The organism is Flavobacterium sp. UBA6135, from assembly GCF_002428305.1.
Classification (GTDB): domain Bacteria; phylum Bacteroidota; class Bacteroidia; order Flavobacteriales; family Flavobacteriaceae; genus Flavobacterium.
This window is the reverse complement of the sequence record NZ_DIVJ01000030.1, coordinates 7,478-29,825: the sequence shown is the minus strand read 5'-3', so window position 1 is coordinate 29,825 and position 22,348 is coordinate 7,478. Positions and strand designations below refer to the sequence as shown.

General features: G+C 34.4%; 23 protein-coding genes. 13 read left to right on the top strand and 10 right to left on the bottom strand.

Features of this window, described 5'->3' with window-relative positions:
- The 6 genes from B3L86_RS08270 to B3L86_RS08245 all read left to right on the top strand — a co-directional run.
- On the top strand, positions 1-204 hold a 204-nt coding region (locus B3L86_RS08270; protein WP_291117534.1), incomplete at its 5' end, for a hypothetical protein.
- Between the two features lie 150 nt (positions 205-354).
- Positions 355-2,304 (top strand): threonine--tRNA ligase, encoded by a 1,950-nt coding sequence (gene thrS, locus B3L86_RS08265; RefSeq protein ID WP_291117531.1) that lies wholly within the window; start codon positions 355-357, stop codon positions 2,302-2,304.
- A gap of 105 nt (positions 2,305-2,409) precedes the next feature.
- Positions 2,410-2,871, top strand: coding sequence for a translation initiation factor IF-3 (gene infC, locus B3L86_RS08260; protein WP_229734133.1), 462 nt, complete (start codon positions 2,410-2,412; stop codon positions 2,869-2,871).
- 118 nt (positions 2,872-2,989) lie between these two features.
- The gene (gene rpmI / locus B3L86_RS08255; protein WP_091398482.1) at positions 2,990-3,187 is read left to right on the top strand and encodes a 50S ribosomal protein L35; all 198 of its coding nucleotides are present in this window, start codon (positions 2,990-2,992) and stop codon (positions 3,185-3,187) included.
- Positions 3,188-3,365: 178 nt separating this feature from the next.
- Positions 3,366-3,710 carry a 50S ribosomal protein L20 gene (gene rplT, locus B3L86_RS08250; protein ID WP_291117528.1) on the top strand — a complete coding sequence of 115 codons (345 nt, stop codon included), beginning with the start codon at positions 3,366-3,368 and terminating at the stop codon, positions 3,708-3,710.
- A gap of 118 nt (positions 3,711-3,828) precedes the next feature.
- Positions 3,829-4,386, top strand: coding sequence for a hypothetical protein (locus B3L86_RS08245; RefSeq protein ID WP_291117525.1), 558 nt, complete (start codon positions 3,829-3,831; stop codon positions 4,384-4,386).
- A 12-nt stretch (positions 4,387-4,398) separates the two neighbouring features.
- Here the strand turns inward: B3L86_RS08245 and B3L86_RS08240 are convergent, their stop codons facing one another.
- Positions 4,399-5,241, bottom strand: a complete 843-nt coding sequence (locus B3L86_RS08240; RefSeq protein WP_291117523.1) for an isoaspartyl peptidase/L-asparaginase — start codon at positions 5,239-5,241, stop codon at positions 4,399-4,401.
- A 77-nt stretch (positions 5,242-5,318) separates the two neighbouring features.
- Positions 5,319-6,191 carry a cyanophycinase gene (locus B3L86_RS08235; protein WP_291117520.1) on the bottom strand — a complete coding sequence of 291 codons (873 nt, stop codon included), beginning with the start codon at positions 6,189-6,191 and terminating at the stop codon, positions 5,319-5,321.
- Between the two features lie 308 nt (positions 6,192-6,499).
- On the opposite strand from B3L86_RS08235, the gene cphA reads away from it, so the two are divergent.
- On the top strand, positions 6,500-9,124 hold the full coding sequence (gene cphA, locus B3L86_RS08230) for a cyanophycin synthetase (protein ID WP_291117517.1): 2,625 nt from the start codon (positions 6,500-6,502) through the stop codon (positions 9,122-9,124).
- Between the two features lie 198 nt (positions 9,125-9,322).
- Positions 9,323-9,715, top strand: a complete 393-nt coding sequence (locus tag B3L86_RS08225) for a hypothetical protein (protein WP_291117514.1) — start codon at positions 9,323-9,325, stop codon at positions 9,713-9,715.
- A 133-nt stretch (positions 9,716-9,848) separates the two neighbouring features.
- Here the strand turns inward: B3L86_RS08225 and B3L86_RS08220 are convergent, their stop codons facing one another.
- From B3L86_RS08220 to tgt, 6 genes are all read right to left on the bottom strand, one after another.
- Positions 9,849-11,114 (bottom strand): asparagine synthetase B, encoded by a 1,266-nt coding sequence (locus B3L86_RS08220; protein ID WP_291117511.1) that lies wholly within the window; start codon positions 11,112-11,114, stop codon positions 9,849-9,851.
- A 77-nt stretch (positions 11,115-11,191) separates the two neighbouring features.
- On the bottom strand, positions 11,192-12,739 hold the full coding sequence (gene dnaB, locus B3L86_RS08215; protein WP_291117508.1) for a replicative DNA helicase: 1,548 nt from the start codon (positions 12,737-12,739) through the stop codon (positions 11,192-11,194).
- A 140-nt stretch (positions 12,740-12,879) separates the two neighbouring features.
- The gene (locus B3L86_RS08210; RefSeq protein WP_291117505.1) at positions 12,880-13,833 is read right to left on the bottom strand and encodes an acetyl-CoA carboxylase carboxyltransferase subunit alpha; all 954 of its coding nucleotides are present in this window, start codon (positions 13,831-13,833) and stop codon (positions 12,880-12,882) included.
- A gap of 125 nt (positions 13,834-13,958) precedes the next feature.
- A complete protein-coding gene (locus tag B3L86_RS08205) occupies positions 13,959-14,867 on the bottom strand; it encodes a DMT family transporter (RefSeq protein WP_291117503.1) in 909 nt (302 codons plus the stop codon).
- Entirely contained in the window at positions 14,854-15,930 is a 1,077-nt protein-coding gene (locus tag B3L86_RS08200; RefSeq protein ID WP_291117500.1) for an LptF/LptG family permease, read from the bottom strand. Before B3L86_RS08200 ends, B3L86_RS08205 begins: the two co-directional genes overlap by 14 nt.
- A gap of 40 nt (positions 15,931-15,970) precedes the next feature.
- Positions 15,971-17,101, bottom strand: a complete 1,131-nt coding sequence (gene tgt / locus B3L86_RS08195) for a tRNA guanosine(34) transglycosylase Tgt (RefSeq protein ID WP_188362349.1) — start codon at positions 17,099-17,101, stop codon at positions 15,971-15,973.
- A 191-nt stretch (positions 17,102-17,292) separates the two neighbouring features.
- On the opposite strand from tgt, the gene B3L86_RS08190 reads away from it, so the two are divergent.
- A complete protein-coding gene (locus B3L86_RS08190) occupies positions 17,293-18,141 on the top strand; it encodes a transketolase (RefSeq protein ID WP_291117495.1) in 849 nt (282 codons plus the stop codon).
- A gap of 71 nt (positions 18,142-18,212) precedes the next feature.
- On the top strand, positions 18,213-19,166 hold the full coding sequence (locus B3L86_RS08185; RefSeq protein ID WP_291117492.1) for a transketolase family protein: 954 nt from the start codon (positions 18,213-18,215) through the stop codon (positions 19,164-19,166).
- A gap of 70 nt (positions 19,167-19,236) precedes the next feature.
- On the opposite strand, the gene B3L86_RS08180 is transcribed toward B3L86_RS08185, so the two are convergent.
- Positions 19,237-20,154: an FKBP-type peptidyl-prolyl cis-trans isomerase gene (locus tag B3L86_RS08180; RefSeq protein ID WP_291117489.1), complete on the bottom strand. Its 918-nt coding sequence runs from the start codon at positions 20,152-20,154 to the stop codon at positions 19,237-19,239.
- A 77-nt stretch (positions 20,155-20,231) separates the two neighbouring features.
- Here B3L86_RS08180 and B3L86_RS08175 point away from each other — a divergent pair, with 77 nt between their 5' ends.
- The 3 genes from B3L86_RS08175 to B3L86_RS08165 are packed head-to-tail and all read left to right on the top strand — an operon-like array spanning position 20,232 to position 21,689.
- The gene (locus B3L86_RS08175) at positions 20,232-20,618 is read left to right on the top strand and encodes an RNA-binding S4 domain-containing protein (protein ID WP_291117487.1); all 387 of its coding nucleotides are present in this window, start codon (positions 20,232-20,234) and stop codon (positions 20,616-20,618) included.
- Complete coding sequence (locus tag B3L86_RS08170; protein ID WP_291117485.1) at positions 20,602-21,186, top strand: methyltransferase domain-containing protein; 585 nt, start codon at positions 20,602-20,604, stop codon at positions 21,184-21,186. Before B3L86_RS08175 ends, B3L86_RS08170 begins: the two co-directional genes overlap by 17 nt.
- 5 nt (positions 21,187-21,191) lie before the next feature.
- Positions 21,192-21,689 carry a phosphoribosyltransferase domain-containing protein gene (locus B3L86_RS08165; protein ID WP_291117483.1) on the top strand — a complete coding sequence of 166 codons (498 nt, stop codon included), beginning with the start codon at positions 21,192-21,194 and terminating at the stop codon, positions 21,687-21,689.
- On the opposite strand, the gene B3L86_RS08160 is transcribed toward B3L86_RS08165, so the two are convergent.
- Complete coding sequence (locus tag B3L86_RS08160; RefSeq protein ID WP_291117481.1) at positions 21,681-22,196, bottom strand: shikimate kinase; 516 nt, start codon at positions 22,194-22,196, stop codon at positions 21,681-21,683. The genes B3L86_RS08165 and B3L86_RS08160 overlap by 9 nt on opposite strands.
- Between the last annotated feature and the right edge of the window lie 152 nt (positions 22,197-22,348).

Here is a 22,348-nt window from a genome sequence, read left to right as displayed (position 1 = left end):
TCTCACAGAAAGCAAGGAATACAAAGAATGGGATTGCTTCGCAATAGTTGTCTGCCACTAAGAAAGAAAGGCACGAAGCTTAAGAAACCCGAAACTTCTTTTTACTACTGCTCCACTAGCCCCGATTGTAATGGAAAGCCTTGTGAAGGATTGTTGTATTTTTTCTTGGCAAAAAAAAGCGACCAACGGAAGCTCTTTTTTTGACTTAGAAAAAAACAACATGACAAACAAGCTTGGAATGGAAAGCGGGAAATGGCTTCTGGAAATAGAAAAAAATGTTGTTTTAATATTACCTAATATATATTGTGTGGGATTTTGTAATCTTATATATTTGCAGTCCATAAAATTTTAGGCATGATAAAAATTAGTTTACCTGACGGTTCGGTTAAGGAGTTTGAGAAGCATTCGACTCCGATGGATGTTGCGAGAAGTATCAGTGAAGGTTTGGCGAGAAATGTAATTTCAGCCTCATACAACGGCACTACTGTGGAAACGACGACGGAATTGACCACTGACGGTTCACTCCTATTGTATACGTGGAATGATAAAGAAGGTAAGAAGGCTTTTTGGCATTCGACTTCGCACGTGATGGCTCAGGTTTTGGAGGAGCAATATCCGGGCATTAAGTTAACGCTTGGTCCGGCGATTGATAATGGATTTTATTATGACGTAGATTTTGGTGATACTAAAATTACGGAAGCCGATTTTAAAGCGATTGAAGATAGAGTTTTAGAGGTTTCGAGAGAGAAGCACGAGTTTAAAATGCGTTCGGTCTCGAAGGTGGAGGCTTTGGAAGTGTATAAAAACAATGAATATAAGACGGAATTGATTTCGAATTTAGAAGACGGAACGATTACGTTTTGTGATCATGCTAACTTTTTTGATTTGTGTCGCGGTGGCCATATTCCGAATACAGGATTGATTAAGGCAATGAAAATCATGAGTGTGGCAGGTGCGTATTGGCGTGGTGATGAAAAGAACAAGCAATTGACTCGTGTTTACGGAATTTCGTTTCCGAAGCAGAAAGATTTGACAGAATATTTGGAGTTGTTGGAAGAAGCGAAACGCAGAGATCACAGAAAGCTAGGGAAAGAGTTGGATTTATTTGCTTTCTCACAAAAAGTAGGTCAAGGTTTGCCATTATGGTTGCCAAAAGGAGCTGCTTTACGTGATCGTTTGGAGCAATTTTTGAAAAAGGCTCAGAAAAAAGCAGGTTATGAGCAAGTGGTAACGCCACATATTGGTCAGAAAGAATTGTATGTTACTTCGGGGCATTATGCGAAATATGGAGCTGATAGCTTTCAGCCGATTAACACGCCGGCAGAAGGCGAAGAGTTTTTATTAAAGCCGATGAATTGTCCGCATCACTGTGAGATTTACAATACAAGGCCTTGGAGTTATAAAGATTTACCGAAACGTTATGCTGAATTCGGAACGGTTTATCGTTACGAGCAAAGTGGTGAATTGCATGGATTAACAAGAGTTCGCGGATTTACACAAGACGATGCACATATTTTTTGTACGCCTGATCAATTGGATGCCGAGTTTAAAAATGTAATTGATTTAGTGCTTTATGTTTTTGGTTCTTTAGGGTTTGAAAATTTTACTGCTCAGGTTTCTGTTAGAGACCTAGAAAATCCTGATAAATATATTGGCAGCGTTGAGAACTGGGAAAAAGCTGAAAATGCCATTATTAGTGCGGCTCGTGATAAAGGATTGAATTATGTTATTGAAAGTGGTGAAGCTGCTTTTTACGGACCAAAATTAGACTTTATGGTGAAAGATGCTTTGGGCAGACAATGGCAATTGGGAACAATTCAAGTAGATTATAATTTACCCGAGCGTTTTGAATTGAATTATAAAGGAGCTGACAATGAAATGCACCGTCCGGTGATGATTCACAGAGCACCATTTGGTTCAATGGAACGATTTATAGCAATACTACTGGAGCATACGGCAGGAAATTTCCCACTATGGTTAATGCCTGAACAGGCTATTATATTGAGTTTAAGTGAGAAATATGAAAATTATGCCAAAAAAGTTTTAAATCTGCTAGAAAATCACGAAATTCGCGGCCTGATTGACAACCGCAATGAGACAATTGGGAAGAAAATTAGAGAAGCAGAGGTGAGTAAAATCCCTTTCATGCTTATAGTTGGTGAAGAAGAAGAAAAAAACAATACAATTTCTGTACGACGTCACGGTCAAGAAGGAAAAGGAAATATCACATGTACGATAGAAGAATTTGCGACTATTGTAAATGAAGAAATAAAGAAAACATTAAAAGAATTTAAGTCTAACTAAAACTTTACAGTCATAGCAATTAGAAACAACAGGGGTTATCAACCCAGAGTAGAAAAAAAAGCGGCACACAGAACAAATTCAGAAATTCGTGTACCAGAAGTTCGCTTGGTAGGAGAAAATATTGAACCCGGAGTATTTAAAATTGGTGAAGCCTTACGATTGGCTGAACAATTTGAAGTAGATTTAGTTGAAATTTCTCCAAACGCTGAACCGCCAGTATGTAAGCTTATGGATTATGGTAAGTTTATCTACGAGCAGAAGAAGCGTGAAAAAATGCTCAAAGCTAAATCGTCTCAAATTGTTGTCAAGGAGATTCGATTTGGACCTCAGACTGACGAACATGATTATGAGTTTAAGAAAAAGAATGCTGAGAAATTCTTAAAAGAAGGAGCCAAATTAAAAGCCTTTGTGTTTTTTAAAGGACGTTCTATTATTTATAAAGAACAGGGCCAAATTCTTTTATTACGCTTGGCTCAAGATTTAGAAGAATATGGAAAAGTTGAGGCTTTACCTGTACTTGAGGGAAAGAGAATGATTATGTTCATTGCTCCGAAAAAGAAGAAGTAAGTTGCTGAGCAACTGAGGTTCTGAGTTGCTGAGATTATTCTGAGTTACTTAGTTTCTTAGCTAAACAGAAACTAAAAAATAAGTAAGTAAGTTGAATCACAAATAAATTTGGGAAATTATGCCTAAAATGAAAACAAAATCCAGTGCAAAGAAGCGATTCAAAGTAACTGGCTCTGGAAAAATCAAGAGAAAACACGCTTTTAAAAGTCACATTTTGACTAAAAAATCTAAAAAGCGTAAGTTAGCTTTAACTCATTCGACTTTGGTTCACAAAACCGATGAGAAAAGCATTAAACAACAATTAAGAATCATTTAATTAAGTATGCAGTGATCAGTACTTAGTGATCAGTTTTAGAACTGAATACTAAAAATCTGAAAACTGAACACTTTTTTAAAAATTCTTTAGGTTAAAAATTATTTAATAACCTTGGAGTATGGCCGATAAGTTCCCTTGATTAAATTCGGGACGCCTGCTACAAAAAAACAAGAAAATTATGCCAAGATCAGTAAATTCTGTTGCTAAAAGAGCACGAAGAAAAAAAGTATTAAAGCAAGCCAAAGGTTACTTTGGTAGACGTAAAAACGTTTGGACGGTAGCTAAAAACGCGGTTGAAAAAGCCTTAGTTTATGCTTACCGTGACAGAAGACAAAACAAAAGAAACTTCCGCTCGTTATGGATTATGCGTATTAACGCAGGTGCAAGATTGGAAGGAATGAGTTATTCTCAATTTATCGGAAAAGTAAAAGCTAACGGTATCGAATTGAACCGTAAAGTACTTGCTGATTTAGCAATGAATCATCCGGAGGCTTTTAAAGCAATTTTGAATAAAGTAAAATAAACGTTTTTTAAACCCGATTTTAACTTACTTATAAATAAAAGTGCTGTCTTTTTAGGCAGCACTTTTTTATTTGTATTATATTTATACAAAAATAATTTTTGTCAATAAACTCAAAGGTATGTTTCGAATTGTATTAGGCTCTCTGTTAGTAATAGTTACTATGATAGCGGTTCCTTCTGTAGAAAAAGCATTGTTTTACCTTCCACTAGTGTTTGCTTTATCGGTTAGTTTGCCCAATTTAGATAAATTAAAAACAAGTCGTTCTCTGGGTATACTCTTAACTTTAGGCCAAAGTTATTTAGTTTTCTTAGGTTTAGCAATTGTCATCTATTTCTTTGACGAATGGTTAATTGCTATTTCATCTGAAGAAATCACGGAATATGAAGGAATTATAATGATAACCATTGGTGGTTACTTGGCAGCTTTATTATTGTTTTACTTTAATTCTTTTCTATTTAAAATAAGTGATTTTAAATTTAGCTTTTTAGCTATTACAGTATGCTATATTCTGGTAGTTTCTATAATGCTGATTTTTTCTAAAAATGCCTACTTACAGTTTGGAGTAGAAAAGTTTCCATCCTTTTTAATTTCGTGGTGTATTTTTATGAGTTTAGCGTTTAGTATTTCGCTAAACAAAGACATTTTTTTATCATTCACAAAATTCAAACAAGATTAAAAATTGAGTTAGTTAATTAAAAACCTCTTCCTTTTCCCCATCAAAACTTGCAAAAACCATTGATGAATGTGAATCTTGATGATATATATTTCCTTTTTTATCGATAGCTATGGCTCCGGCAAAACCATCAAAGGGTTTTAGTTCGTTGAATGTTTTTTCGAATGCTGCTTCCAATGAAAAACCATCAGTTACACGAGTCACTATTTTTGTAGCCACTGCCCCACTTACAATATCTTCGCCCACTCCGGTTAAGCTTACACCACAAAACTCATTAGCATAATTTCCGGCTACTGTAGCGGAATCTGAAATACGCCCAGGAATTTCAAAACCTTTTCCACCGGTTGAAGTGGCTACAGCGATTTTTCCTTCATCATCTAAAGCTACACAGCCAACGGTACCTGTTCCGATTGCTTTTACTTTAGCTTCATATTCAGCTCTGCGTTGTAGTGTCTCAGTTGAAAAAGATTCAAAACCCTGTTTTCTGGCAAAGTTTGTTGCTCCGCTTCCCCCTAAAATTCTATCGTCAACATTCATCAAAACTTCGGCAACTTGAATGGGATTCTTTACGTCTTCTATATTAATCACACCACTCATTTTCATTGAAGTTCCATCCATCAAAGCGGCACTCATTCTAATCTTTCCATCACTCTGAATTTGAGAACCAATTCCGGCATTGAACAATTCATCATCCTCTAAAAGTGAAACTGCAAAAACAACCGTTTCTAAGGCAGAATGCGTTCGAAGAAAATGATACGATTCCTTAACAATCCGCAACAAAGCCTCTTGTTTAGCAATTTTAGTTTCTAAATTTGTAGTTGATTCTGAGAAAAAGCCTCCGTGGATGATTATTTTCATTTTTTAAATGGTACAAGGTAAAAGGTAATGGGCGAAAGGAAATATCGATTACCTTTTACCCATTACCTTTCACCATCTTATATATATTGTGAAGAATGAATGTGCATTTTATACGTTTCTAAATCGAAAGTATCGTGCATACTCATTACATGCGTCACTAAATGATTGATAGAAATTGGCTGTCCTAATTCAACCTGGGTTAAATTTGTATCTTTTATTTCTCTTCCATCAACCAAAATAACTAAACCGGAGCCAATAGCCTCCATTTTTGTATTGTTTGTGATTAAAAGTCCGGTATCTTCACCCAATCCTATTCCTAATACTTTTGGGTTTCCGACTACAGCTTGAAAAAGTCTACCGATTCTTCCACGCTGAACAAAATGAGTATCTATGACTACATCATCAATCAAACCTAAACCGCTGGTTATTTTCACTTCGCCTTTTAATAAAGCTTCATGACTACTTCCTTGATAAATCATATTATTTGACGCAGCCGCAGCTCCGGCAGAAGTTCCTGCATAAATAAAATCTTCATTTTTATATTTATTCAAAATAATATCATGGAATTTTGTGCCTCCTAAAATCGATGACAACCGCAATTGATCACCTCCTGTAAACATAACAACATCTGCGGCTGTTAAACGATCTAAAACTTCTTTTTCACCGGCTTGCTCTCGTTTCTCAATATACAAAACATCAACATTTGTGGCATTCAAATACCGAAATGCTTTTGCATATTCCGGGCCAACTTCACGAGGAATATTTGAAGCTGTAGTTATAACTTCTATTCTAGATTTTTCTTTGTATTTAGACTCTTCAATTATTCGTTTTAATATTCCTTTTTCAAAGAAATTCATATTCTTTGAAACGTCCTTATCAAAACTAGATTCTGTAAAACTTCCCTTGTCTACAGCACCTCCTATGATTATTAATTTTCCTCTACTATTCATTTGGTAAAAATAGCAAAAACTTAAAACTAACCAATGGATTTTGAATGCGATTTAAATTCAATATAATTTTTTCTGCAACAATTATAGAATTTTGCTCAACCCTTGTCAATACTGCTTCTGACAAACAAAAATTTAAATTATGTTTTAAAAATCTGAAAATCAATTCATTTTTTAAATTTTTCCTATCTAAAAGAATAAATTTTGGCAAACCAATCAAAAAAACTATTTTAGTAAAGCAAATATTCCTTATTTTTAACAAATTCATTACACAATACAAAACTTAATTCAACCAATCAATTTTCTGATTTATGAAAATATTAAAAATTCAAGCTCTTCGAGGTCCGAATCTTTGGAGCATTCAACGCAAAAAACTCATTCAAATGCGTCTCGATTTAGAAGAGATGGAACAATTTCCTACTAACAAAATTGACGGTTTCAGAGAAAGATTGGAAGCTATGTTTCCAACCATGATAGAACATCGTTGTTCTGAAGGAGTTCGAGGAGGTTTCTTTATGCGTATAGAGAGAGGCACTTGGATGGGTCATGTTATTGAACATATTGCCTTAGAAATTCAAACTCTAGCAGGTATGGAAACCGGCTTTGGCAGAACTCGTGAAACCAAAACTCCGGGAATTTATAATGTGGTTTTTAGTTATACGGAAGAAAATGTGGGGATGTTTGCCGCAGAAAGTTCCGTTAGAATTGCAGAAGCTTTGATTGCTGGAACCGATTATGATTTGGAATCCGACATACAAAAAATGAAAGAAATCAGAGAGCGAGTTCGACTAGGCCCTTCAACCGGAAGTATAGTTGAAGAAGCTGTTTCGAGAGATATTCCGTGGATTCGATTGGGAACAAATTCCTTAGTTCAGTTGGGTTATGGTGTAAATCAAATGCGATTTCAAGCCACCATTACCTGCAAAACCAGTAATATTGCGGTGGATATTGCTTGTAACAAAGAAGAAACCAAGCGAATGTTAGATATGGCTTCCATCCCCGTTGCCAGTGGTTCGATTTGTGTTGACGAAGAGGATTTAGAACTCACCATTAAAAAAATTGGATACCCAATTGTAATTAAGCCTTTGGACGGTAATCACGGCAAAGGAGCTTCCATCAATGTTGTTACTTGGGAAGACGCTGTTGAGGGTTTGGCACACGCAAAAAAATACAGTAGAAGGGTTATTGTTGAGAAATTTATAACCGGTTTTGACTTTAGAGTTTTAGTAATTGACAACAAGTTAGTTGCCGCAGCCAAAAGAGTTCCGGCTCATGTTTTAGGTGACGGTAAGCATACCATTCAAGAACTCATCGATACAACTAATAAAGATCCGAGACGTGGTTATGGCCATGAAAATGTGTTAACAGAAATTACTGTTGATAGAGATACAACGGATTTATTGGAAAAATTAGGCTATACCCTTGAAACCATTCCCAACAATGGCGAAACCGTTTATTTAAAATCAACTGCCAATTTAAGTACAGGAGGAACTTCTGTAGATGTCACTGATATGATGCACCCGGAAAATATCTTCTTAGCAGAACGTATTTCAAGAGTCATTGGATTAGATGTATGCGGTATAGATATTATGGCAGAAAATTTAACACAACCCCTAAAAGAAAATGGTGGTGTCATTTTAGAAGTTAATGCGGCACCCGGTTTCAGAATGCATTTGGCACCATCTGAAGGATTGCCCAGAAACGTTGCCGCTCCGGTAATCGACATGTTGTATCCTCCGGGAAAACCAAGTAGAATTCCAATTGTTGCCATAACTGGAACAAACGGAAAAACTACCACTACCCGACTGATGGCTCATATTGTTAAAAACAATGGTTATCGCGTTGGTTTTACCACTTCAGATGGCATTTACATTCAAAACCATATGTTGGAAAAAGGTGATACAACCGGACCACTTAGTGCCGAATATATTTTAAAAGATCCCACGGTGGAATTTGCCGTCTTAGAAACTGCAAGAGGTGGAATTTTGAGAGCAGGGTTAGGCTTTAGCCGATGTGATATTGCTATAATTACTAACATCCGTGAAGACCATTTGGGATTGAATGATATTGACACCTTAGACGATTTAGCCCGAGTAAAAAGTGTGGTTGTGAGAAGTGTCAAAAAAGACGGTTGGGCAGTTTTGAATGCCGAGGATGATCAATGTTTAAAAATTGCGAACGATTTGAGTTGTAATATTGCTTATTTCTCTATGGATGAAGAAAATCCGGTTGCAAAAAAACTCAGTAGAGAAGGAAAAATTGTTGCCGTATATGAAAACGGTTTTATTACCATAAAAAAAGGCGATTGGAAAATACGGGTTGAAAAAGCATTACACATTCCGTTAACCCTTGGTGGAAAAGCGAAATTTATGATTCAAAATGTGTTGGCAGCAACTTTGGCCAGTTATTTATATGGTTTTAAAACTGAAGACATCAGTTTGTCATTACAAACCTTTATACCGAGTGTGGCACAAACTCCCGGCAGAATGAATATTTTTGAATTCAAGCGATTCAAGGTCATGATTGATTTTGCACATAATCCCGCAGGATATTCTGCCATTGAAGATTTATTAAACAATATTGAAGCCACGCGAAAAATAGGAATTATTGCAGGAGTTGGTGACAGAAGAGATGAAGACATTCGTGACTGTGCAGAAATAGCTGCAAGAATGTTTGACCATATTATCATTCGTCAGGAGAAACATTTGAGAGGCAGAACTGAACAGGAAATTATCGATTTAATTTTAGAAGGTATTCAAAAAGCGAATCGCCCGGTTACGTATGAAATTATTCCAAAAGAAATTGAAGCTATTAAACACGCCATTAATATTGCAGATGAAGGTACTTTTATTACAGCTTTAAGCGATGTGGTAACCAATGCAATTGAAATTGTTCAGGAATATTTGGATAAGGAGAATGAGGAGAATTTGAGTTGAATTGATAAAAAACATTGACAAAGTTTCGAACTTTATCAAAGTTAACCGTATACTCACAATCAGAATAAAAGAAACTAAATGATTATTAAATATATCACTACATATTTTTTATTGATTCTGTCGGTTTTAATGATAATCTCATGTAGTGTACATAAAAAATCAAACGATATCGAAATATCTAAAAATAGTTTTGATACTTTGTACCCACTATTTAGTAAAGAAAACTTCATAACCATTAAAAATGGAAAGTGGGGAGTAGTTGATAGTAAAGGGAACAAAGTTTTGCCTTTCTTCTATGATGGTATCAAAGCAATCTCGGATTCCATAGGAGTTGCAACAATTTATTCAGGAAGCTATTCGTTACATACAGGAATACCAAGATATGTTTATTGCGGAAAATATTTTGTTTTTTCAAAAAAAGGACTTCTTAACAAAAGCGAGAAAGAATTCAGTGTTACAATAGTAGGCGTAGCAGACAGTCACAATAAAGAATTTGTTACAGACTCGCCATACAGATATGTACCTTCAGATACAATTAATAATAAATCTTGTCAAGAAATTAACCCTTTTTACTTTAAAATGAATAACTAAATTAAATTTTACTAAGTTTTGAAAAAGAGCGTTTATAAAATATAAAAAACTAAACTTCTGCTAGAGTTGGTTTAATAAAAAAATCCAAAATTAATTAAACCTTAATTTTGGATTTTTTATTAATTGAAAATTATTACGTTTTCTGTTTCTTTTTCTTCGCCGCAGGAAACAAAACATTATTCAAAATTAATCGATAACCGGGTGAATTTGGGTGCAAATCTAAAACCGTTGGAGCATCACCTACTAGATGTTGGTAATCTTCAGGATCGTGTCCGCCAAAGAATGTAAACATTCCTTTTCCTTTTGTTCCGTGAATGTATCTAGCTTCACCGTTATAGCGATTTTCGCCCATAATCAAAACATTTGATTTAATTAAATCTGCATCAAAAGCGGTTGTTTGTCCCATAAACCCTTTTACTAATTGCGTATGATTTTGACACAACATGGTTGGAATGGGATCCCATTTTGCAGAATATTCCATTAAAGTAAAATAATCTTTATCCATAGGAATTTTTCGCTTGGTGGTCATGTCGATATCTGAAAACTCATATATTGTTGGTCTTCGCTCCAAAATAAAATCCTTAAATGCAAATGTTTTGGAATAGTCAATTTTAGATTGATAATTAGGTTCGCTTTCATCGCCATCAAACATGGGTTCACAAATATCGACACCTTCTGCAGATAATGCAATGTCAAAACTATCTGTTGCGGAACACATTGCAAACATAAAGCCTCCACCAATTACAAAATCTCTAATTTTTTTTGATACGGCTAATTTAGCTTCAGATACTTTGGTAAATCCCAATTTAGCGGCAAGTGCTTCTGATTCTTTTTTTTGTTCAATATACCAAGGTGCATTTCTATAAGCCCCAAAAAATTTACCATATTGACCCGAAAAATCTTCATGATGCAAATGCAACCAATCGTATAATAGCAATTGGTCTGAAAGCACTTCTTCATCATAAACCGCAGTAAAAGGAATTTCAGCATAAGTTAACACCAGAGTTACTGCATCATCCCAAGGTTTTTTTCCCTTTGGTGTATATACTGCCACTCTTGGTGCTTTTTCCAAAACAACAGCCTCCATATTTTGTGACGGACTACTTATTTCTTCAAGAATGGAATTGGTTTGACCGTCTGATAAAATTTCAAAACTCACGCCTCGAATTTGGCATTCTTTTCTGATTTCTTGGGCATCGGGTAATAAAAAAGAACCACCTCTGTAGTTTAATAACCAACTGACTTTATAATCTTGTTCTAAAGCCCAAAATGTTATTCCATAAGCTTTTAAATGATTTTGCTGCGTCGTTTCATCCATTGGCAACAAAATAAATGAAGCTTTGGCATTGAAAGACAAAATCAGAAAAAGTAGTAAAATATAATTTTTAATGAAACCCATCGCCATTTTTTATTTCAAAGATAACTTTTTTAATGTGAAGAAAATGATAAAAAAAATCCGCTTTCGCGGATTAAATCTTAAAATGGCACTTCGCTGTCATCTTCATCATTGTTGAGATTGCTGCCAAAAGCTTCGTTTGGACTTGGAAGATTTTTAGTTGAAAACGTAATGTCTTCATCTGAATTCATTTTTGATTCAAGACTACTGTAAGGAGAGGAGAAATCATCTAAATTATCAAATTTACCAAGATTTCCGATGAATTTTAATCGTATGTTTTCCAAACTTCCGTTTCTGTGTTTAGCAATAATAAATTCTGCTTGTCCTTCTGTTGGCGATTGTTCATCGTCATCCCATTCGTCAATTTTATAATATTCCGGACGGTAAATGAACGATACGATATCCGCATCTTGCTCAATTGCTCCGGATTCACGAAGGTCAGAGAGCAAAGGTCTTTTGCTTGAACCACGTGTTTCAACCGCACGAGAAAGCTGTGATAAAGCGATAACGGGAACATTTAACTCTTTTGCAAGAGCTTTTAAATTTCTAGAAATTGTTGAAATTTCTTGTTCTCTGTTTCCTCCACCTTTTCCACCGCCTCCGGCAGTCATCAATTGAAGGTAATCCACAATGATAAGCTTAATTCCGTGTTGCGATGACAAACGTCTTGCTTTTGCTCGAAGGTCAAAAATGGATAGCGAGGGCGTATCATCAATATATAAAGGGGCTTTTTCGAGGTTTTTTACTTTAACACTTAATTGCTCCCATTCGTGTTTTTCTAATTTTCCGGTTCGTAATTTTTCAGAAGACAATCCGGTTTCAGAAGAAATCAAACGAGTGATTAACTGAACCGAAGACATCTCTAACGAAAAAACAGCTACCGGTTGATGAAAATCAATGGCCATGTTTCTCGCCATTGAAAGTACGAAAGCAGTTTTTCCCATACCTGGCCTAGCTGCAATAATAATTAAATCACTAGGTTGCCAACCCGAGGTTACTTTATCTAGTTTTTCAAATCCGGTTGCAACACCGCTTAAACCATCTTTATTAGCAATTTCTTCAATTCTTTTTTTGGCTTGAATAACCAAACTTTGAGCCGTCTCAGAACTTCTTTTAATATTTCCCTGCGTTACTTCATAGAGTTTTGACTCTGCTTTATCTAACAAATCAAAAACATCTGTAGTTTCATCGTAGGATTCTTCAATAATTTCAGAAGAGATTTTAATCAAACTACGTTGAATGTATTTTTGAAGAATAATTCTTGAGTGAAATTCAATGTGAGCCGAAGACGCAATTTTTTGAGTAAGCTGAATTAAATAAAAATCACCCCCTACTAAATCTAACTTTGCATTTTTTTTTAATTGCGAAGAAACGGTTAATAAGTCAATTGGTTGAGTGTCGGTAAACAATTGTACAATCGCTTCAAAAATGTATTTGTGAGCTTCTTTATAAAAAGCATCGGGTTGTAAAATATCAATTACCTCATCTACACCTTTTTTGTCAATCATCATTGCTCCCAACACAGCCTCTTCAAGGTCTAAAGCCTGCGGGGGTAACTTTCCTTTTTCAAGATGTATGATCGTAGTTTTATCTACTTTTATCGGGTTAATATTTCTTAAATTTTCCATGAGGCTAATGTAACCAAAAATTAAAATTAAACGTGTTAGAGTTGTTAGAAATCAATGTTAAAAACTATTGTTTTTTTGTTAATAACCCAAAAAAAATCCGAAGTTTCAAGGCTTCGGATTTAAGTTATCTTTTGTAAGATTTATTCTTTGAATTCGCCCATTTTGCTGTATTTGTCCATCCTTTGGCTCACTAATTCTTCTGTTGATAAATCTTTTAATTCATTATATCCTTTGATGATATATTGCTCTACGGTTTTAAAAGTAGTTTCTCTATCATAATGAGCTCCTCCAAGAGGTTCCGGAATGATTTCATCAATCAATTTTTGCTTTTTCATATCATAAGAAGTCAATTTCAAGGCTTCTGCAGCAATCTCTTTATATTCCCAACTTCTCCATAAAATAGAAGAACAAGATTCAGGTGAAATAACAGAATACCAAGTATTTTCCAACATATAAACTCTGTCTCCAACACCAATTCCAAGTGCACCACCAGAAGCACCTTCACCAACAATTACGGTAATAATTGGTGTTTTTAAACGTAACATTTCAAAAATATTTCTTGCGATGGCTTCCCCTTGACCTCTTTCTTCAGCTTCTAAGCCCGGATATGCTCCGGGAGTGTCAACCAAAGTAAGAACCGGAATTCCAAACTTCTCTGCCATTTTCATCAAGCGAAGAGCTTTTCTATACCCTTCAGGGTTTGCCATACCAAAATTTCTGAACTGACGTGTTTTGGTGTTAAATCCTTTTTGTTGGCCTACAATCATAAACGACTGTCCACCTATTTTTCCTAAACCGCCAATCATGGCCTTGTCATCTTTGAAGTTTCTGTCTCCAAAAAGCTCTAAAAAAGTTCCACCACAAAGTGCACGAACATGATCCATTGTATAAGGTCTGCTTGGATGTCTTGATAATTGAACTCGTTGCCAAGCCGATAAATTCTTATATATTTTCTTCTTAGTTTCTTCTAATTTCTTCTCGATTTGTTTACATGTAGCTGTAACATCAACATTAGATTCTTCACCAATAATCTGGCATTTGTCTAATTGATCTTCCAACTCTTTGATGGGAAGTTCAAAATCTAAATATTCCATAGGTCGAATTATTTTAGTTTAGTTTGAAAAGCAAAGATAGAATTTTATATTGTTACCAAAAGTAATTTTTAATGTTATCCCTAACTTTTTAATGTAAATTTAAATTAAAGCAAGGAGTAGTGCGTTTACCCCAAATTTACTTTTTTAGCTATAGCTCTACGTTTCAGATAATATTTAACAATTCCGTTTAAAATTACGGTAACCACAATTATAACAGCACCTAAATAGAAGCCGGAACTCATTTGTTCTTTTTCTTTAAAAATTAAAAGAGCCAAAATTATTCCGTAAACCGGTTCCAGATTTATGGTAAGCATTACCGTATAAGGACTTAAAAATTTCATGACTTTTACAGAAGCTATAAAAGCATATGCCGTGCAGATTGAACTCAGAATAATCAAATACATCCAATCGGAGGGTTGAAGTGTAAAAAATTCAGCCGAGAAACTATTCGTAAAAAGCAAGTAGATTGAAAAACACAAAACACCTCCAGACAACTCATAAAATGAAATTACGGTTGGGTCGTATTTTTGTGCCAATTTTCCGTTTAAAACAGAAAACAAAGCGGATAAAAATGCAGATGTTAAGGCAAGAACAATTCCTAAATAATAGTCGCCTTCAAAATTAAAAATGATATAAAGTCCGAATACTACAACCAATCCAAAAAGAACTTCATACCAAACAATACGGCGTTTGTAAAAAATAGGTTCCAGAAAAGAGGTAAAAAAAGCTCCTGTAGAAAGACAGGCGAGTGTAACCGAAACATTTGAAACTTTTATCGCTTTAAAAAACGTCAACCAATGTAAGGCTATCACTAATCCTAGGAAGAGAAAAAGCAGTAACAGTTTTTTTGAAATAAAAAGCGATTGTTTCTTGAATAGAAAATAAATAACAATAAATCCAACTGCCATTATCATTCGAAACCAAACCAATGGTAAAGCATCTAATGAAATTAATTCACCCAAAATGGCGGTAAAACCCCAAATAAACACTATTAGATGGAGGTGTAAATAGCTTTTTATGTTATCGTTTAGCATTGCGTAATAAAAAGAAAGCTAATATACCAAAAACTACATTCGGCAACCAAACTGCAATTAACGGAGGAACACTTGATTTTTCAGCCAAAGTTCCGAAAATCTTATCAAAAAAAACAAATGTAAAGGCGATAACAATTCCAATAGCGAGGTTTACTCCCATTCCGCCACGTCGCTTTTTTGAAGAAACAGCCACTGCAATTAGCGTTAAAATAAATGCCGTAACCGGCAAACTATATTTTTTATAAAGCACAACCAAATATGTATTAATGTTAGCGTTTCCTCTGTCTCTTTCTTTTTTTATGAAACGATTAAGCTCCGGCAAGGTGAGAGTTTCAGCAATATAAATAACCGGTGTTAAATCTTCCAAATCAAATGAAAATACGGTGTCTTTTTTCACTTCGCTTTCCAAGATATCTTCAAACTCGCCTACTGTTCGTTTTTGATAATTGAACATGGTATAGGTGCTGTCATTATCATTAAATTTTAATCGCCCGGCCGTGATTTTATATTTTAATCTTTCACCCTCAAATTTTTCCAATGAAAAATTGAAAGCTGTTTTAGAAACAGAATTAAAATTACTAACATATATGAATTCATCATCACTGATTTGTCTGAAAACATTTGAATTTTGACGTACTTCAACATTGTTTTTGAGGTAGGTATATCTAAAATCATTAAAACCTTTACTGGCTTTTGGCACAAGAAAAAAGCCCATAATTAATGCAAAAATAGAAACCAAAGTAGCACCAATTAAATAAGGTCTCAAAAAGCGAGTATAAGAAATTCCGGAACTTAAAATAGCAATAATTTCGGTATTGTTAGCCAACTTAGAAGTAAACCAAATTACAGAAAGAAATAAAAATATGGGAAATAACAAATTGGCAAAATAAACTGTAAAATCCAAATAATAAATAGCTACTGCTTTAAAAGGGACATTACTTTCTAAAATTTTATTGATTTTTTCGGCAACGTCAATTACAATCCCAATAGGTATAAAAAGCAACAGCATTACCACAAAAGTAGCGATGTATCGTTTTAAAATGTATTTATCTATTATTTTCATTTAGAAAATCGGATTATTCGATTGTCGGACTATTGGATTATTAAAGACGTTGACTCATTTGTTTTACCATTTGTTCTTTCCAAACTCTAAAATCACCGGCAATAATGTGTTTTCTGGCTTCGCGAACCAACCACATATAAAATCCTAAATTGTGGATGGTGGCAATTTGTTTTCCTAAATATTCATTGGCAGCAAATAAATGCCTCAAATAAGCCTTTGTGTATTCAGTATCTACAAAAGTAATTCCCATTTCATCTATGGGTGAAAAATCATTTTCCCACTTTTTATTTTTAATATTTATAGAACCGTTTGCGGTAAACAACATCCCGTTTCTGGCATTTCTTGTTGGCATCACACAGTCAAACATATCAATACCTAACGCAATATTTTCTAATATATTAATAGGAGTTCCAACTCCCATCAGATAACGGGGTTTGCTTTGTGGCAAAATAGCCGTTACCACTTCGGTCATGGCATACATTTCTTCGGCCGGTTCACCAACAGACAGACCGCCAATGGCATTACCAACCGCATCTGCATTAGCAATATATTCGGCTGATTGTTGTCTTAAATCTTTATACGTACTACCTTGAACAATTGGAAAAAATGCTTGTTCATAGCCGTATTTAAAAGGTAATTTTTCCAAATGATTGATACATCTGTCGAGCCAACGATGTGTCATGTGCATGGAACGTCTAGCATAGTTGTAATCACAGGGATAAGGCGTACATTCGTCAAAAGCCATGATAATATCAGCACCAATAGTTCGTTGGATTTCCATCACGTTTTCCGGTGAAAAGAAATGATACGAACCGTCAATATGGCTTTTAAACTTCACTCCTTCTTCTTTAATTTTTCGATTAGATGATAAAGAATATACTTGGTAACCGCCACTATCGGTAAGAATATTTCGATCCCAATTCATAAATTTGTGCAATCCACCGGCTTGCTCTAAAATGGAAGTTTGCGGTCGTAAATACAAATGATAGGTATTGCCTAAAATAATATCCGGATTGATGTCTTGTTTTAATTCTCGTTGATGTACTCCTTTAACAGAAGCTACGGTTCCAACAGGCATAAAAATTGGTGTTTCAATCACACCATGATCTGTAGTAATAGAACCCGCTCGTGCTTTTGAATTTGGGTCTGTTGTAAGTAAATCAAATTTCATATATACATTTTACAATCGGCAAAGATAAAAGAAATAGCATTTATCATCTGCGATTTAGGAATTATTTATCTATTAAAAAAACCAGACTTACTAACAACTTTTCTTTAAAACTTTCCAAAAAATATAAACCCCCGACCTAGAAAATATAATAATTGAATTACCTTTGCAGCAGTTTAACAATTATAAGCATAATGAAACTTAACACACAACAACTAAACGACTTAGTAACTCAAGTCAGACGAGACATTCTTCGCATGGTTCATGCCGTAAACTCCGGACATCCGGGAGGTTCCTTAGGATGTGCAGAATTTTTTGTAGCCTTATATCAAAATCTAATGAATCGCAAGGAAACATTTGATATGAATGGTGCTGACGAAGATTTGTTTTTTCTTTCTAACGGTCACATTTCACCTGTTTTTTACAGTGTTTTGGCCAGAAGTGGTTATTTTCCGGTAGCGGAATTAGCAACCTTTAGAAAACTTAACTCTAGATTACAAGGTCACCCAACTACACACGAAGGATTGCCGGGAATAAGAATGGCATCCGGTTCTTTAGGACAAGGATTATCGGTTGCAATTGGTGCCGCTCAAGCCAAAAAACTAAACAATGACAATCATTTAATCTATTCATTACATGGTGATGGCGAATTGCAAGAAGGTCAAAACTGGGAAGCCATAATGTATGCTTCAGCAAAAAAAGTGGACAATTTAATTGCCACTATTGATTTGAATGGCAAACAAATTGACGGAACTACTGACGAGGTTTTACACATGGGAAGCTTGAAGGCAAAATTTGAAGCTTTTGATTGGGATGTTTTAGAAATCAAAGAAGGAAATTCATTAGAAGCAATCATTTCGGGAATGAACGAGGCCAAATCAAAAACAGGCAAAGGAAAACCGGTTTGTGTTTTATTGTATACTGAAATGGGTAATGGTGTTGATTATATGATGCATACACATGCTTGGCATGGAAAAGCTCCAAATGATGAGCAACTTGCAAAAGCTTTGGAACAAAACGCAGTAACGTTAGGTGATTATTAAAATTGCTTTACGCAATATGCTTTAAGCCTGATGCTTATTGACTATTGACTAAAGCTTATAGCAATAAAAAAATGAAAAAATATATAAATACAGGAAGTAAAGATACCCGTTCAGGTTTTGGAGCGGGATTGACTGAATTAGGTCAAAAAAATGAAAATGTTGTAGCACTTTGTGCCGATTTGATTGGATCATTAAAGATGGATGATTTCAAAAAAAATCATCCGGAACGTTTTTTCCAAGTTGGAATTGCTGAAGCGAATATGATTGGCATTGCTGCCGGTTTGACTATTGGTGGCAAAATTCCTTTTACGGGAACTTTTGCTAACTTTTCTACAGGAAGAGTTTACGATCAAATCAGACAGTCTGTTGCTTATTCTGATAAAAATGTAAAAATTTGTGCTTCGCATGCCGGCTTAACACTTGGTGAAGACGGAGCAACGCACCAAATTTTAGAAGACATCGGATTGATGAAAATGTTACCGGGAATGACGGTTATTAACACCTGTGATTTTAACCAAACAAAAGCGGCAACTATTGCAATTGCTGACTATCACGGTCCGGTTTACTTGCGTTTTGGTCGTCCGGTTGTGCCAAATTTTATGCCTGATGATGCTCCTTTTATAATTGGCAAAGCGATTTTGTTACAAGAAGGAAATGATGTTACTATTATTGCTACCGGACATTTAGTTTGGGAAGCCTTGATTGCCGCAGAAAAATTAGCAGAAAAAGGTATCTCCGCAGAGGTAATTAATATTCATACTATCAAACCACTAGACGAAGACGCTATTTTGAAATCAGTAGCTAAAACCGGATGTGTGGTAACCGCAGAAGAACACAATATTCTTGGCGGTTTGGGTGAAAGTGTTTCAAGAACTTTAGTAGCTAACAATCCTTTACCACAAGAGTTTGTAGCTGTAAATGATTCTTTTGGAGAATCAGGAACACCCGAGCAATTAATGGAAAAATACAAGCTGAATAATCAAGCAATTGTTGAAGCTGTGGAAAGAGTTATTAAAAGAAAATAATTATTAATTTTCTATCATAAAAAAATCCCGACAATTAAAAAAATGTCGGGATTTTTTTTCTTTCTATTTTCTAATTACAATTAGGATCTAAATGTTTTCGCAAACGATTTGGATCTGTTGTATTACCATTACAATCCGGAATATCTGCATAAGGAATTATATTACCTTCAGCATCTTTAATTTCATCTTTGGTCATTCTTCCATCAGCGTCATCGTCTATATCTCTATAATCCGGAATGCCATCGCCATCTGTATCGTCTTCATTAGTCAAATAACCATCGCCATTAATATCCTCCAAATAAGATGGGATACCATCATTATCATGATCTATTCTTTCAATTTCATATAATTTGAAACTAAAAACTAATGGTGAATAAGAGGGAATATTCGTTTGAAATAAGTTAAAATAACCTAAACCTGAAGGTATAAACATAACACCTGCACCAAAATCTGTAAAACTCACGGTACCATCACCATTTGTTATGTAATTTCCGGTTTTAAATTGAGGAAAAATTTCACTCCATCCTCTGATTACATTGTCCAAACGAAGCATTGTTGAAGGAATATCCATATAATCAAATTGAGTACCATTCAACAAAGTTCCCTTATAGGAAGCTAAAACAGCATCAACATTTGTTGGTGAAGGATTTTCGGCAATTCCTTCTCTTAATTTTAAGTAATATACTTTATATTCAACCCCATTAGATGTTACCATTCTAAATTTCAAATCAGGGTGATCTTTAATAGGTGTTTGTGTACCTCCTTCAGGAATTTCTTCAATCACAACATCCATATCATCTTGAAAACCAGGATTGTTTGTAACAGTTATATAATGTGTTTCAAGATATGTTTCAATTTCTGCGAAATCTTTAGCATATTGCTCTGCGAAATCTCTAAGAGGCTCAGGTTTTCTATCATCATCTTTATTACATGCTGTAAAAAATCCAACCGTAAGCATTACATACAAAAAGGCTTTTATTCTGTTCATTATTATTATTTTTGTCCCGCAAGATACAATTTTGATTTATTTTTGTAAAAAAAATTAACGCAGTATTCTGATTTTTTATGAGAGTAGATAAATTTCTTTGGTGTGTTCGCTATTACAAAACCAGAAACATGGTTACTGAAGCATGCAAAAAGAACCAAATAACAGTTAATGGCCAACTAGCCAAAGCCTCCAAAGAAGTATTTCCTTCTGACAAAATTACTTTTAGAAAAGACCAAATTACATACATTATTAGCGTTTTAGCCATTCCTGCAAACAGAGTTGGAGCCAAATTAGTTGACATTTACAGAAAAGACGAAACACCGGAAGCCTCTTTTGCTCATTTAGAAATGATTAAATTAAGTAAAGAACACTACCGTAAAACCGGCGAAGGAAGACCAACAAAGAAAGATCGAAGAGATATTGATGATTATACAAATGATGTAATTGATGATAAAATTCAATAAAACGTATTGGAACAAACGTTATGAAACGCAAGATACTGGTTGGGATGTTGGCACGCTTACAACACCATTAAAGGAGTATATTGATCAAATACAAAACAAAAACCTCAAAATTTTAATACCTGGTGCCGGAAATTCCTATGAATTAGAATACCTACACCAACAAGGGTTTTCAAATGTTTATGTTATTGATATTGCTGAAAACGCAATTGAAAACAGTAAACTTCGAATCAAAAATGTTCCCGCTACCCATTTTCTCCTAGATGACTTTTTTAATCTAGAAGATGTTTTTGATTTGATTGTTGAACAAACCTTTTTTTGTGCTCTAGATCCTGTGTTAAGAGAAAATTATGCACAAAAAACACATGAATTACTTGCAGAAAATGGCAAATTGATTGGGTTATTTTTTGATTTTCCTTTATCAGAAACGGGACCTCCATTTGGGGGAGATAAAAAAGAATACTTCAAACTTTTTAGTCCACTTTTCAAAATTAAAACATTAGAAAAAGCATATAATTCAATAAAACCCAGAAAAGATAAAGAACTGTTTTTTATCTTTGAGAAAAAATAAAAACAATGTCTCAAAATATCATTTTATCCCACAAAGAAATCGAAAATAAAATACGACGAATCGCTTATCAAATTTATGAAACATTTGTTGACGAGAATGAGATTATCATCGCAGGTATTGCTTCAAACGGTTATATTTTTGCTCAAAAATTAGCGGCTCAAGTGACTGAAATTTCAAATCTTAAAGTCAATTTGTGTGAAGTGATTATTGATAAAACGAATCCTACGAAAACAATAAAAACATCATTGAGTGCAGAACAATACCAAAACAATGGGCTTATTTTGGTTGATGATGTTTTGAATTCCGGAACAACTTTGGTTTATGGTGTAAAACACTTTTTAGATGTGCCATTAAAGAAATTCAAGACGGCTGTTTTAGTAGATCGAAATCATAAAAAATATCCTGTTAAAGCTGATTTTAAAGGAATTTCACTTTCTACATCTTTAAAAGAACATGTCCAAGTTGTCTTTGAAAACAATAACAATTACGCTTATTTAGAATAACAAATCAGCTATTTCATCTACGATTGTTTCAACAGATTTTGCATCAGTTGAAATGATATATTTTGCAAAATTGTAATAATAACTTCTTTCAAAAAGGTGTTTCCCAATAAATTCTTTTAACTCATCATTATCCAAATTTGCCAATAATGGGCGTTGGGATTTTGCACATTCTAAACGATTAGTTAATGTTTCAATAGAAGTTTTTAAATAAATAGAAACAACATCAGGCTGTTCTAAAAAAAGATGATTTCCGGCATAACAGGGGGTTCCTCCTCCCAAACTCAAAACAAAATTAGTTTCTTTGGATAGCATTTTTTTCAAAAACTCATGTTCCTTTTTTCTAAAATAAAGTTCACCTTTGTTCAAAAACAAATCAGAGATGGATTGATTTTCGTTTTTTTCTATAATAAAATCTAAATCCAAAGCCTTCAAATTTAGTTTTTTTGCCAACTTTTCTGATACCGCCGACTTGCCCGAACCCATATAACCAACTAAAACTATTTTCATAACGGAATTAAATACCTATAAACTAAAAGGTTAAGAATAAATGATTAAAAAACGTAAAATTAAGCTAAAATTGCTTTGAAAAATAAATTATAAGACCGTATATTTGCACCCGCATTCAAGAAATTGAATTTGACTCGATAGCTCAGTCGGTA